We start from the raw sequence: 13782 nt of genomic DNA, 5'->3' as shown, positions 1-13782 counted from the left end.
AAATCTTATGGGCTTCAAATGGCGCCCTGGGGGCAACAATAAAGCTATAACATCAAGAGCAGGAGTTGTGATGAATGAATGATCAACTGACCGCAATCCACACGGAGCTTCTCATGATGAAAGAAGAACTTCAATCAAGATTATTCGAATATTCTTGCTTTCAAATGTCAGCATCTGTTGAACCTTCAATGAACGACCAAGAAGCAACTCTGATCTATCATGTAAAAGAAGAACTTCAGGACGTTCTTCTTGCCCTGTCTAAGTTTGAAAACAATACGTACGGTTATTGTGAAAAAACAGGCGACCCCATTCCGATTGAAAAACTTGCGGTGTTGCCGACGGCCAGAACCGCTGATGATTTTTATTATCCCGCTCAATTTGAAAAGAAAACCCTTCCATATTGGGAACCCGGAGATTATGCATATGATCAGGCGCTGTATGAATGACAGCGTCTGTTTGCATGCGCTTATGATCTGCCTTTACTCTGGCATCTTTTACTGATAAAATTCATAAAGGATAAAAGTAACTGTATACTGGAGGAACGTGTGTGCTTTATTATCTTATCGCTCTTTTTATTATTATTGCCGACCAATTGACCAAATGGCTTGTCGTCAGCCATATGGAATTGGGACAAAGCATACCTGTCATCGATCAGGTGCTTTATATCACATCTCATCGCAACACGGGAGCGGCGTGGGGGATTTTAGCCGGCCAAATGTGGTTTTTCTACGTCATTACCATCGCCGTGATTATCGGAATCGTTTATTACATACAGCGTTATGCAAAAGGGCAGATGTTACTCGGAATTTCTCTCGGTTTAATGCTGGGCGGTGCGGCCGGAAACTTTATTGACCGGGCGGCGCGCCAGGAAGTGGTGGATTTTATTCATGTCATCATCGTGGATTATCACTATCCGATTTTTAATATCGCGGACTCCTCACTGTGCGTCGGTGTAATACTTTTATTTATTCATATGCTGTTTGACAGCGGGAAAAAGAAGGAGCAATAACATGAATCAATTTGAGATAACCGTTCAGCCTGAACAAAAGAGCGAACGGATTGATAAATTTTTGGCTTCAACGGGAGAAAACTGGTCACGCACTCAAGTGCAGCAATGGGTAAAAGAGGGATTGGTATCCGTTAACGGCAAATCCGTAAAAGCGAACTACAAAATGCAGCCCGGCGATCAGGTAAACGTCACCATTCCTGAACCGGAAGAATTGGACGTGCTTGCAGAGCCGATGGATTTGGACATTTACTATGAGGATCAGGACGTCTTGGTTGTGAACAAACCGCGGGGCATGGTTGTACACCCGGCGCCCGGCCATGTGACAGGGACGCTTGTAAACGGACTGATGGCTCACTGCAACGACCTTTCCGGCATTAACGGCGTCATGCGCCCGGGAATCGTCCACCGGATTGATAAAGATACTTCCGGTCTGTTAATGGTCGCTAAAAACGATATGGCGCATGAATCACTCGTTAATCAGCTCGTCAATAAAACCGTGACGAGAAAGTACAAAGCGGTTGTCCACGGGTTGATTTCACATGATGACGGAACGATTGACGCTCCGATCGGTAGAGATAAAAAAGACCGTCAAAGCATGACCGTAACAAGAGAAAGCAGCAAAAACGCCGTCACGCATTTCCACGTGCTTGAGCGGTTTCAAGACTTCACGCTCGTAGAGTGCCGTCTTGAGACCGGAAGAACGCATCAGATCCGTGTTCATATGAAATATATCGGGTTTCCTTTGGCAGGCGATCCGAAGTACGGACCGAGAAAAACCATTGATTTCAATGGTCAGGCGCTTCATGCCGGAATATTAGGTTTTGATCATCCGCGGACGGGAGAATACATGGAGTTTGAAGCGCCCCTTCCTGAAGATATGAAAAAACTCATTGAACATTTAAGAAATAGCCATTGACAGCGACTTTCTTTTCTGAAATAATAAAAACAAGCTGAATAGATTCTTTAACACAGTCCAGAGAGGCTGAGAAGGATAACGGATAGGACAGAAGAGATACACGTGTGTCTTCGTCCTGGAAAGGAACCCCTCTATGCTCTGGCAGGAGGGGTTTTTTCTTCTTATATACGAATGGAGAGGTGTCACGAGTGAATCAAAAAGCTGTTATTCTCGACGAACAGGCGATCAGGCGGGCGCTGACAAGGATAGCTCATGAAATGATCGAACGGAATAAAGGAATGAATGACTGCATTCTTGTAGGGATTAAAACAAGAGGCATTTATTTAGCGAAGCGGCTGGCCGAGCGGATCGAACAGATTGAAGGGAATCCGGTCACCGTCGGGGAAATCGATATCACCCTTTACCGTGACGACCTCACGAAAAAAACGAGCAATGAAGAGCCGCTTGTAAAAGGCGCGGACATTCCGGCCGATATTACAGACCAAAAGGTCATTGTGGTTGATGATGTGCTTTATACCGGCCGGACGGTGAGAGCGGCGATGGATGCCCTCGTTGATGTCGGACGGCCGTCATCGATACAGCTTGCCGTGCTTGTCGACAGAGGGCACCGGGAGCTGCCGATCAGAGCGGACTATATCGGGAAAAACATTCCGACCTCAAAAGCTGAAAAAGTGATGGTTCAGCTGAGCGAAGTTGATCAGACTGATATGGTCGCCATTTACGAAAATGAATAATCACCCTTTTTAAATGCATTCCAGAGAGTTTGCAAAGAGGATTTTAAAACACAAAGCCGGGCGGATCGACGCGGCCGGGTTTTGTATGCCTCTTTGCGCAAAAAGCAAAGAGGTTTTTTTATACCATTTGAAAGTCAACCGGGAGGAAAACGCCATGAGTAAGAAAAAAGTAAACCTGGGAGTCAGGGACGTCCCCAATCCATTGTCTTGGCTGTCATTCAGCCTGCAGCATTTATTCGCCATGTTCGGTTCAACCATACTCGTGCCGAAACTGGTCGGAATGAGCCCGGCAGTGGCGCTTGTCACGAGCGGAATCGGGACACTCGCCTATCTCTTGGTGACAAAAGGCCAGATTCCCGCTTATCTCGGCTCATCATTCGCCTTTATATCACCGATTATCTTGGTGAAGGCGACGGGAGGGCCGGGGGCTGCCATGGTCGGCGCTTTCCTGGCGGGAATTGTGTACGGCCTGATCGCACTGCTCATCAGGCAGCTTGGAACGGGGTGGCTGATGAAGCTGCTGCCCCCGGTGGTCGTCGGGCCGGTCATCATCGTCATCGGCCTCGGACTGGCAAGCACAGCCGTCAATATGGCAATGTATGCCGATCCGAATGCAAAGGAACTCGTCTACAGCTTGAAACATTTCAGTGTAGCCGGCGTCACTTTGGCCATCACCATTATCTGCGCCATCTTTTTACGGGGATTTTTAAGCCTGATTCCGGTATTGATCGGCATTATAGGCGGCTATCTGTTTGCGCTGACACAGGGCATCGTCAATTTCCAGCCGGTCATTGATGCAAAATGGTTCGCCGTTCCTGAATTTATCATCCCTTTCAAAGACTATACGCCGTCAGTGACGTTGGGCATTGCGGCTGCGATGGTGCCGGTCGCTTTCGTGACGATGTCAGAACATATCGGCCACCAAATGGTGCTGAGTAAAGTCGTCGGACAGGATTTCATTAAAAAGCCGGGACTGCACCGCTCCATAATGGGGGACAGTGTTGCGACGATCATCGCTTCGTTAATCGGCGGCCCGCCGACGACGACATACGGCGAGAACATCGGAGTCCTGGCAATTACGAGAGTTTTCAGCGTCTTTGTCATCGGCGGCGCGGGTGTGATTGCGCTGTGCTTCGGGTTTATCGGAAAAGTATCAGCGCTGATCAGCTCTGTTCCGTCCGCGGTTATGGGAGGCGTTTCCTTCCTGCTCTTCGGAATTATCGCCTCCAGCGGTTTAAGAATGCTGATTGACAACAACATTGATTATGAAAACAAGAGAAATTTAATTATCACATCCGTCATCCTCGTGATCGGCGTCGGAGGGGCTTTTATTCAAGTATCAAAAGGCGGGTTCCAAATATCCGGCATGGCGCTTGCGGCAATCGTCGGAGTCATCCTGAACCTCATCCTGCCGCATGCAAATGAAGAAGACGCGATTGCATCAGAAAAACAAAATCATATGTAAAACCTTTTAAAGAAAGTCCAGAGAGGCTTGGAAGGGTTATAACGGGAAGAAGCTGTACGCTGCTTCTCTCTTTAACCGCACCCCGAGTCTATAGACCGGGGTGTTTTTTTACGGCCTTCAAGCGGAAACGGAGGAGAAAAACATGAATCATTTAACGGCGATGTCTGAACTGAGCACTGCTGAAATTACAGAACTGCTGCGTGAGGCAAAAGCGATAAAAGAGGGTACAGTCCGCCCCGATCTCGCGGGAAAATTCGTTGCGAATCTGTTTTTTGAACCGAGCACGAGAACGCGGTTCAGCTTTGAAGTGGCGGAAAAGAAACTCGGGATGAACGTGCTCAGCTTAGACGATACGAGCACAAGCGTTCAAAAAGGCGAGTCCTTATACGACACGGTCAAAACTCTGGAATCAATCGGAGCGGACGCCTGCGTCATCAGGCACAGCACGGATGAATATTACAAAGATCTGACCGGCAGAGTCAATATTCCGATCTTAAACGCCGGCGACGGCTGCGGCCAGCACCCGACTCAGTCATTACTCGATTTAATGACGATTCAAGAGGAATTTGAGACCTTTCAGGGCCTGACAGTTTCCATTCATGGCGATATCAAACACAGCAGGGTGGCAAGGTCAAATGCCGAGGTGCTGACAAGACTCGGCGCACGCGTGCTGTTTTCTGGTCCGCCGCAATGGCAGGATGAGAAAAACGCCTTCGGCACCTGTGTACAGACGGATGAAGCCATACAAGCTTCAGATGTCGTCATGCTGCTCCGCATCCAAAATGAAAGGCATCAGACAGAAGCTGACCAAAAAGGCTACCTGGGAGCATACGGGCTGACCGCAAAGCGGGCGGAGAGCATGAAGCGGCATGCCATCATCATGCATCCCGCACCGGTGAACAGAGGAGTCGAAATTGACACAACATTAGTGGAATGCGAAAAATCAAGAATCTTTAAACAAATGGAAAATGGCGTGTATATCAGAATGGCAGTCTTAAAAAGAGCACTGCAAACCAATGTAAAAAGGGGAGAAGCGGCTTATGTCTTATCTCATTAAAAACGGCTGGATGTTAAATGAACAGGGAGAAAAAGTGGCACAAGATATCCGGGTAACGGGTGAATTCATTTCGGAAACCGGGCTTCTGACAGCGAAAGACGGAGAAACGGTGATCGACGCTGACGGACTGTTCGTTTCACCGGGACTCGTAGACCTTCATGTTCACTTCAGAGAACCGGGCGGCGAGAAAAAAGAAACCATTGAGACGGGCTCTAAAGCCGCGGCGCGAGGCGGCTTTACCACAGTCGCAGCCATGCCGAATACAAGACCGGTGCCGGATACGAAAGAGCAGATGGAATGGCTGCAAAACCGGATCAAAGAAACCTCATCTGTCAGGGTTCTTCCTTACGCATCCATTACGATCAGGCAAACCGGCGAAGAAATGACAGATTTTAAGGCGCTTCATGAAGCCGGAGCATTCGCCTTCACCGATGACGGCGTCGGCGTTCAGACGGCCGGAATGATGTATGAAGCCATGAAACGGGCGGCTTCAATGAATAAAGCGATTGTCGCTCATTGTGAGGATAACTCACTTATTTACGGAGGGAGCGTGCATGAAGGTTCTTTTTCAAAAGCGAACGGCCTGAACGGCATACCTTCCATTTGTGAAGCGGTACATATCGCCCGTGACGTCCTGCTGGCGGAAGCGGCGGGCTGCCATTACCACGTGTGTCATATCAGCACGAAAGAATCGGTCAGAGCCGTAAGAGACGCAAAAAAAGCGGGAATCCGCGTGACGGCGGAAGTGTCGCCGCACCACCTGCTGCTTTGTGACGAAGATATCCCGGGACTTGATACCAATTTTAAAATGAATCCGCCGCTTCGCAGCAAAGAGGACAGAGAGGCGCTGATTGAAGGGCTTTTAGACGGTACGATTGATTTCATCGCCACTGACCATGCGCCGCATACAGAAGAAGAGAAAAACACGGATATGAAGCTTGCGCCTTTCGGGATCGTCGGTTTAGAAACAGCCTTTCCGCTTCTGTACACACATTTTGTGAAAAACGGGGCGTGGACGCTGAAGCAGCTGGTTGATTTCATGACGGTAAAACCTTGCGAGGCATTTGATCTTCCGTACGGAACGCTTGCACCGGGGGCGCCGGCTGACATCACCCTGATTGATCTGGAAAAAGAAGCAGCCATTGACAAAGATACATTTTTATCTAAAGGAAAAAATACGCCATTCAACAAGATGAAGTGCTTCGGTTGGCCTGTTGCAACGATGGCTGCCGGTAAGCTTGCATACGAAGAAGGGAGACTCGTCAAATGAAAAGAAGACTAGTGCTGGAAAATGGAGCGGTATTTGAGGGTGAAGCATTCGGGAGCCTGGAGCATACCGCGGGTGAAGTCGTATTCAACACGGGAATGACCGGTTATCAGGAAATTTTATCAGACCCTTCTTACTGCGGGCAGATCGTGACGCTGACGTATCCTCTGATCGGCAACTACGGAATTAACAGAGATGACTTTGAATCCATCACTCCTTTTGTAAAAGGGCTGATCGTAAAAGAACTGTGCGAGCTGCCTTCCAACTGGCGTTCGGCTTACACGCTTGACGAGTATTTGAAAATGAAAAATATCCCCGGCTTACAAGGGATTGACACGAGAAAGCTCACAAGAATGATCCGCACGGCCGGCGCATTAAAAGGAACGTTTGCTTCAAGTGAGGAGAATGTCGGAGAGGTTCTTGCAAGGCTGAAAGAAACGGAACTGCCGAGAAATCAAGTCGCTCAAGTATCTGCGAAAACGGCATATCCGAGTCCGGGCCGCGGCAAACGCATCGTACTCGTCGATTTCGGTATGAAGCACGGCATTTTAAGAGAGTTAAACAAAAGAAAATGCGATGTCATCGTTGTGCCGTACAATGTAACGGCGGAAGAAGTGCTTCAGCTCAAGCCGGACGGCATCATGCTTTCTAACGGACCCGGAGATCCGAAAGATGTGCCGGAAGCCATTGAAATGATAAAAGGCATACTCGGGAAGGTGCCGTTATTCGGAATCTGCCTCGGCCACCAATTATTTGCACTGGCATCCGGAGCGGAAACGGAAAAAATGAAATTCGGACACAGGGGTTCCAATCATCCGGTTAAAGAGCTTGCGACAGGGAAAGTCGCTTTAACCGCCCAAAACCACGGATATACAGTTTCTTCAATAGATGAAACAGAGCTTGAAGTGACGCACATTGCGATCAATGATCAAACGATCGAAGGACTCAAGCATAAAACATTGCCGGCATTTACGGTTCAGTACCACCCTGAAGCTTCACCGGGACCGGAAGACGCCAATCATTTATTTGACAGATTCATTGACTTGATCGAAACAACTGAGAAAGAAGGGGAAGCGGTATGCCAAAACGCGTAGATATTAAAAAGATTTTAGTGATCGGATCAGGCCCGATTATTATCGGACAGGCGGCGGAATTTGATTATGCGGGCACACAGGCGTGTCTCGCTTTAAAGGAAGAAGGCTATGAAGTCATTCTCGTCAACTCGAATCCGGCAACGATTATGACGGATACGGAAATGGCTGATCGGGTATACATAGAACCGCTGACGCCGGAGTTTCTCACGCGTATTATCAGAAAAGAACGGCCGGACGCCATCCTGCCGACTCTGGGAGGACAGACCGGACTGAATCTTGCCGTCGAGCTGTCTGAACTCGGGGTTCTTGAGGAATGCGGGGTGGAAGTGCTCGGCACAAAGCTGTCCGCCATCCAGCAGGCGGAAGACCGCGACTTATTCCGTACGCTGATGAATGAGCTGAATGAACCGGTGCCGGAAAGTGAGATCATCCGCACTTTACAGGAAGCCGAGGAATTTGTCGGCCGGATCGGGTTTCCGGTTATCGTGCGCCCCGCTTACACATTAGGCGGAACGGGCGGCGGCATCTGCTCGAATGAAGCAGAACTGAAAGAGATCGTCGAAAACGGATTAAAACTCAGCCCCGTCCATCAGTGCCTTCTGGAAAAAAGCATTGCCGGTTACAAAGAGATCGAATATGAAGTCATGAGAGACAGCGGAGATCACGCGATCGTCGTCTGCAACATGGAAAATATCGATCCGGTCGGCATCCATACGGGTGACAGCATCGTCGTTGCCCCGAGCCAGACTTTGAGCGACCGGGAATATCAGCTTTTGCGCAATGTTTCATTAAAGCTGATCCGCGCGCTCGGCATTGAAGGCGGCTGTAATGTTCAGCTCGCGCTCGATCCCGACAGCTTCCAATATTACATTATCGAAGTGAATCCGAGGGTGAGCCGCTCATCTGCCCTCGCCTCAAAAGCGACGGGTTACCCGATCGCAAAGCTTGCGGCGAAAATCGCAGTCGGGCTTTCTCTTGATGAAATGATGAATCCCGTAACGGGAAAAACATATGCGGCTTTTGAGCCCGCGCTTGACTATGTCGTTTCTAAAATCCCGCGCTGGCCGTTCGACAAATTTGAGTCGGCAAACCGCAGGCTCGGGACGCAAATGAAAGCCACCGGAGAGGTCATGGCCATTGGACGCACCCTTGAAGAATCGCTGTTAAAGGCGGTCCGCTCATTGGAAGCCGATGTCTATCACCTGGAACTGAAGGATGCGGAAGAGATTTCTGACGGGCTTTTGGAAAAACGGATCAGAAAGGCCGGGGATGAACGCTTGTTTTATCTTGCTGAAGCGTTCAGAAGAGGCTATACAGTGGAGCAGCTTCATGAATTTTCCGCAATTGACGTATTCTTTTTGCACAAGCTCTGTAAGCTGGTCGCTTTTGAAACAGAGCTGAAAGCGGAAAAAGGCAGCCTCGCCGTCCTTCAGACAGCGAAGGAACTCGGTTTCTCCGACAAATATATCAGCCGGGAATGGAATATGCCGGAACAAGAGCTGTATCAAATGCGAAAAGAAGCAGACATCAAGCCTGTATATAAAATGGTGGATACATGTGCGGCGGAATTCGAATCAGAAACCCCGTACTTTTACAGCACATATGAGGAAGAGAACGAGTCTGAGGTTACATCAAGAAAAAGCGTCGTCGTCCTCGGTTCCGGCCCGATCCGTATCGGACAGGGCGTCGAATTTGACTATGCGACCGTTCATTCTGTCTGGGCGATCAAGCAGGCAGGCTATGAAGCGATTATTATCAACAACAACCCTGAGACGGTGTCCACTGATTTCAGCATATCAGACAAACTGTATTTTGAACCGCTGACGGTAGAAGATGTCATGCACATCATCGATTTGGAACAGCCGGAAGGCGTTGTCGTCCAATTCGGCGGTCAGACGGCGATCAATCTTGCGGAAGAATTGAGCGCCCGCGGCGTCAAAATCCTCGGCACATCACTTGAAGATTTAGACCGTGCGGAAGACCGGGATAAGTTTGAGCAGGCGCTTGAGGCGCTGAATGTGCCGCAGCCGCTCGGAAAAACCGCCGTGTCGGTGAACGAAGCGGTCAAAATTGCCGCATCCATCGGCTATCCGGTACTTGTCCGCCCTTCGTATGTGCTTGGCGGCCGGGCGATGGAAATCGTCTATCACGAAGAAGAGCTGCTTCACTATATGAAAAATGCGGTCAAAATCAACCCGCAGCATCCGGTGTTAATCGACCGTTATCTGACGGGGAAAGAAATCGAAGTCGATGCCGTATCTGACGGCGAAACAGTCGTTATTCCGGGAATTATGGAGCATATCGAGCGGGCCGGCGTCCATTCAGGGGATTCAATCGCCGTCTATCCGCCTCAGTCTTTAAGCGAAGACATTAAGAAAAAAATCGAACAATACACTGTAGCCTTGGCAAAAGGCCTTAACATCATCGGGTTGCTGAACATCCAGTTCGTACTGTCGCAAGGTGAAGTGTATGTGCTTGAGGTAAATCCGCGGTCAAGCAGAACCGTGCCGTTCTTAAGCAAAATCACAAAGATTCCGATGGCGAATCTGGCGACAAAGGTCATTCTCGGCCAAAAGCTTGCTGATTTCGGCTATCAAGAGGGGCTGCAGCCTGAACAGCAGGGGGTGTTCGTGAAAGCGCCTGTCTTCTCATTCGCGAAGCTGAGAAGAGTAGATATTACGTTAGGCCCTGAAATGAAGTCGACGGGAGAGGTCATGGGCAAAGATTCAACCCTGGAAAAAGCGCTCTATAAAGCGCTGATTGCTTCTGGCATTCAAATCCCGAACTACGGCTCAGTGCTGTTGACTGTTGCCGATAAAGATAAAGAAGAAGGACTGCTGATCGCGAAGCGGTTCCACGCCATCGGCTATAAAATCTTGGCGACGGAAGGAACGGCGGCTTATTTGAAAGACGCTCAGATTCCGGCTCAAGTCGTCGGGAAAATCGGCGAAGAAGGGAAAAATCTGCTCGATGTGATCAGAAACGGCGAAGCGCAATTTGTCATCAATACGCTGACAAAGGGCAAACAGCCGGCCAGAGACGGCTTCAGAATCCGCCGCGAATCCGTTGAGAACGGAGTCGCCTGCCTGACATCTTTAGATACGGCCGAAGCCATTTTGCGGGTATTGGAAAGCATGACATTCCGGGCGGATCATATGCCTGCATCCGAAACCAATCAAAAGGCGGCAGCCACGATATGAAAAAAGCGCATTTGACTGTTCAATCCAACTTAGAAATTGCCGACCGGATTTATAAGATGGTGCTGAAAGGAGAGCTTGTCCGGCACCTTACCGAGCCGGGTCAATTTCTACATCTGAAGGTGAGTGACGCGGTCACGCCGCTATTAAGAAGACCGCTCAGCATTGCGGACGTCGATTTCGCCGCGAATGAAGTATCCGTTATCTACAGAGCTGACGGTGAGGGAACGCGTCTTTTGTCCGAGAAAAAAGAGGGCGACAGGATAGACGTTCTCGGCCCTCTCGGCAACGGATTCCCCGTCCGGCGGATTGAACCCGGCAAAACCGCGCTGTTAGTCGGAGGCGGAGTGGGGGTTCCGCCTTTGCAGGAACTGTCAAAGCGCCTGACGGAAAAAGGAGTAAACGTCATTCATGTGCTTGGATTTCAATCAGCAAAGGATGTTTTTTACGAACAGGAATGTCGTGCGTACGGAGACACCTATGTGGCGACGGCTGACGGCACATATGGAGAGAAAGGGTTTGTCACCGATGTCATCCGTGAAAAGCAGCTCGAATTCGATGTCCTGCTAAGCTGCGGACCGACACCGATGCTGAAAGCTCTGAAGCAGCAGTACGGCCATAAAGAGGTTTATCTTTCGATGGAAGAGCGGATGGGCTGCGGCATCGGAGCCTGCTTCGCCTGCGTGTGCCGCACGGGTGAAAGCGATACATCCTATGTAAAGGTCTGCCTTGACGGGCCGGTATTTAAAGCTGAGGAGGTGGCGCTGTAATGTTAGAGGTGAATCTGCCGGGTCTCCAATTGAAAAACCCGATCATCCCCGCTTCCGGATGTTTCGGTTTCGGGAAAGAATATGCCGGATTTTACGATTTATCATGCCTCGGAGGCATTATGATTAAAGCAACGACGAACGAAGCCCGCTTCGGAAATCCGACGCCGAGAGTGGCGGAGACAAGCGCGGGAATGCTGAATGCCATCGGTCTGCAAAATCCCGGCCTTGAGCATGTGCTCAATCATGAGCTGCCTTGGCTCGAACAATTTGACACGCCGATTATCGCAAATGTCGCCGGTTCTCAGGTGGACGACTATAAAGAAGTGGCCGAGCACATCAGCCAAGCGCCGAATGTGCATGCGCTTGAGCTTAACATTTCATGTCCGAATGTCAAAACGGGGGGGATTGCTTTTGGTACTGATCCCGTCATGGCGGCCGAACTGACAAAAGCGGTGAAAGAAGTTTCCGCAGTGCCTGTGTATGTGAAGCTTTCGCCTAATGTCGCAAACATAACCGAAATTGCCAAAGCGATTGAAGCGGCCGGTGCTGACGGTCTGACGATGATTAATACACTCATCGGGATGAGGCTCGATCTCAAGACGGGACGGCCGATCTTAGCAAATAAAACGGGCGGACTGTCAGGCCCGGCGATCAAACCGGTCGCCATCCGGATGGTATACGAAGTCAGCCAGGCCGTTCAAATCCCGATTATCGGGATGGGCGGCGTTCAGACCGCAGAGGATGCATTAGAATTTCTTCTTGCGGGAGCGAGTGCGGTTGCCGTCGGCACGGCAAACTTCGTCAATCCGTTCGTCTGCCCGGAAATCATAGAACAGCTCCCCAGTGTACTGCGCCAACACGGCTTTCAATCTGTAAGTGAATGCATCGGAAGGAGCTGGAAACATGAAAAACAACCTGCCCATCATCGCGCTTGATTTTGCATCAGGGGAAGAGACTTTAACGTTTTTAGACTTGTTTGAAAAGGAAAGGCTTTTTGTCAAAACGGGGATGGAACTTTTTTATCAGGAAGGCCCCGCCATCATTCACCAATTAAAAGAACGGAACTGTGATATATTTTTAGATTTAAAGCTTCATGATATCCCGACTACGGTCAATAAAGCGATGAAGCGGCTGGCCGGCCTCGGCGTTGATCTCGTCAATGTGCATGCGGCAGGGGGCGCACGCATGATGCGCGCGGCCCTTGAGGGACTTGAAGAAGGCACGCCGGCAGGCAGAAAACGCCCGTCTTTAATCGCGGTGACTCAGCTGACCAGCACTTCAGAGCAGGTGGCGAAGGAAGAGCTTCTGCTGCATAAGCCGCTGTTAGAAACGGTCGTGCATTACGGCAAAATGGCGGAAGAGTGCGGGCTGGACGGAGTGGTATGTTCGGTGCATGAAACAAAAGCCATTTATGAAGCGGTCCGGCCTTCATTTCTGACAGTCACACCGGGCATCCGCACGGCCAGTGACGCAGCTGACGATCAAGTCCGGACGGCGACTCCGTCATTTGCGAAAAAAAACGGTTCGTCAGCCATCGTCGTGGGCCGCTCAATTACAAAAGCGGAAAACCCCGTTGAAGCATATGAAGCAATTAAACTGGAATGGGAGGGCGTTCGCCGATGAAACAGGCTATCGCAAAACATCTATTACACATTGAAGCTGTCTTTTTACGCCCGAATGAGCCGTTTACGTGGGCGAGCGGCATTTTATCACCGATCTATTGTGACAACCGTCTGACATTGTCGTATCCAAAAGTGAGAAATGATGTGGCGGACGGGCTCGGCAAACTGCTGAAAGAGCATTTCCCCGAGGCGGAGATGATCGCGGGCACTGCAACGGCGGGCATTCCGCATGCTGCGCTTCTCGCAGACCATACAGGCGCGCCGATGTGCTACGTCAGAAGCAAACCGAAAGCGCACGGCAAAGGAAATCAAATAGAAGGCGCCATTAAGAAAGGACAAAAAACAGTCGTGATTGAAGACTTGATTTCTACCGGGGGCAGCGTGCTTGAAGCTGCAGCGGCCCTTCAAAGAGAGGGCGCGGAAGTCCTCGGCGTCATTTCCATTTTTACATACGGACTGCCGAAAGCAAAAGAAGCCTTTAAAAAAGCGGGTCTTCCTTATTACTCGTTAACGGATTATGACACGCTGATTGAAGTCGCGCTTGAAAACGGTACGATTCATTCAGATGACATTGAGAAACTGAAATCATGGAAACAGAATCCCGAGTCAAAAGATTGGTTTAAAAAATAATGACAATAAAAACAGGCCTCA

General features: G+C 49.8%; 13 protein-coding genes. All 13 read left to right on the top strand.

Annotated features, from left to right (window positions below; all coding sequences use genetic code 11):
- The first annotated feature begins 74 nt into the window (after positions 1 to 74).
- The 13 genes from AC3WTF_RS01575 (at position 75) to pyrE (ending at position 13761) form a co-directional block, all read left to right on the top strand.
- Positions 75 to 446, top strand: a complete 372-nt coding sequence (locus tag AC3WTF_RS01575) for a TraR/DksA family transcriptional regulator (protein WP_020955793.1) — start codon at positions 75 to 77, stop codon at positions 444 to 446.
- A 101-nt stretch (positions 447 to 547) separates the two neighbouring features.
- Positions 548 to 1009, top strand: a complete 462-nt coding sequence (gene lspA / locus AC3WTF_RS01570) for a signal peptidase II (RefSeq protein WP_003154398.1) — start codon at positions 548 to 550, stop codon at positions 1007 to 1009.
- Position 1010: 1 nt separating this feature from the next.
- Positions 1011 to 1925, top strand: coding sequence for an RluA family pseudouridine synthase (locus AC3WTF_RS01565; protein WP_042635177.1), 915 nt, complete (start codon positions 1011 to 1013; stop codon positions 1923 to 1925).
- Between the two features lie 188 nt (positions 1926 to 2113).
- The gene (pyrR, locus tag AC3WTF_RS01560; RefSeq protein WP_003154392.1) at positions 2114 to 2659 is read left to right on the top strand and encodes a bifunctional pyrimidine operon transcriptional regulator/uracil phosphoribosyltransferase; all 546 of its coding nucleotides are present in this window, start codon (positions 2114 to 2116) and stop codon (positions 2657 to 2659) included.
- Between the two features lie 154 nt (positions 2660 to 2813).
- Positions 2814 to 4124: a uracil permease PyrP gene (gene pyrP, locus AC3WTF_RS01555; RefSeq protein ID WP_007409727.1), complete on the top strand. Its 1311-nt coding sequence runs from the start codon at positions 2814 to 2816 to the stop codon at positions 4122 to 4124.
- Positions 4125 to 4266: 142 nt separating this feature from the next.
- Complete coding sequence (locus AC3WTF_RS01550) at positions 4267 to 5181, top strand: aspartate carbamoyltransferase catalytic subunit (RefSeq protein ID WP_039063051.1); 915 nt, start codon at positions 4267 to 4269, stop codon at positions 5179 to 5181.
- Complete coding sequence (gene pyrC, locus AC3WTF_RS01545; protein ID WP_032866072.1) at positions 5165 to 6451, top strand: dihydroorotase; 1287 nt, start codon at positions 5165 to 5167, stop codon at positions 6449 to 6451. The genes AC3WTF_RS01550 and pyrC overlap by 17 nt, the downstream gene beginning before the upstream one ends.
- Positions 6448 to 7542, top strand: a complete 1095-nt coding sequence (locus tag AC3WTF_RS01540) for a carbamoyl phosphate synthase small subunit (RefSeq protein WP_007409730.1) — start codon at positions 6448 to 6450, stop codon at positions 7540 to 7542. The genes pyrC and AC3WTF_RS01540 overlap by 4 nt, the downstream gene beginning before the upstream one ends.
- Positions 7527 to 10742, top strand: a complete 3216-nt coding sequence (gene carB / locus AC3WTF_RS01535) for a carbamoyl-phosphate synthase (glutamine-hydrolyzing) large subunit (RefSeq protein WP_492314161.1) — start codon at positions 7527 to 7529, stop codon at positions 10740 to 10742. The genes AC3WTF_RS01540 and carB overlap by 16 nt, the downstream gene beginning before the upstream one ends.
- The gene (locus AC3WTF_RS01530; protein ID WP_053104363.1) at positions 10739 to 11509 is read left to right on the top strand and encodes a dihydroorotate dehydrogenase electron transfer subunit; all 771 of its coding nucleotides are present in this window, start codon (positions 10739 to 10741) and stop codon (positions 11507 to 11509) included. The genes carB and AC3WTF_RS01530 overlap by 4 nt, the downstream gene beginning before the upstream one ends.
- Positions 11509 to 12444 carry a dihydroorotate dehydrogenase gene (locus AC3WTF_RS01525; protein ID WP_053104365.1) on the top strand — a complete coding sequence of 312 codons (936 nt, stop codon included), beginning with the start codon at positions 11509 to 11511 and terminating at the stop codon, positions 12442 to 12444. The genes AC3WTF_RS01530 and AC3WTF_RS01525 overlap by 1 nt, the downstream gene beginning before the upstream one ends.
- The gene (gene pyrF, locus AC3WTF_RS01520) at positions 12413 to 13132 is read left to right on the top strand and encodes an orotidine-5'-phosphate decarboxylase (RefSeq protein WP_053104367.1); all 720 of its coding nucleotides are present in this window, start codon (positions 12413 to 12415) and stop codon (positions 13130 to 13132) included. Before AC3WTF_RS01525 ends, pyrF begins: the two co-directional genes overlap by 32 nt.
- Positions 13129 to 13761, top strand: coding sequence for an orotate phosphoribosyltransferase (gene pyrE / locus AC3WTF_RS01515; RefSeq protein ID WP_039063053.1), 633 nt, complete (start codon positions 13129 to 13131; stop codon positions 13759 to 13761). The genes pyrF and pyrE overlap by 4 nt, the downstream gene beginning before the upstream one ends.
- The last annotated feature ends 21 nt before the right edge of the window (positions 13762 to 13782 follow it).

This window comes from Bacillus sp. EB106-06-01-XG163, assembly GCF_058791615.1.
This window is presented reverse-complemented; position numbering and strand designations above follow the sequence as displayed.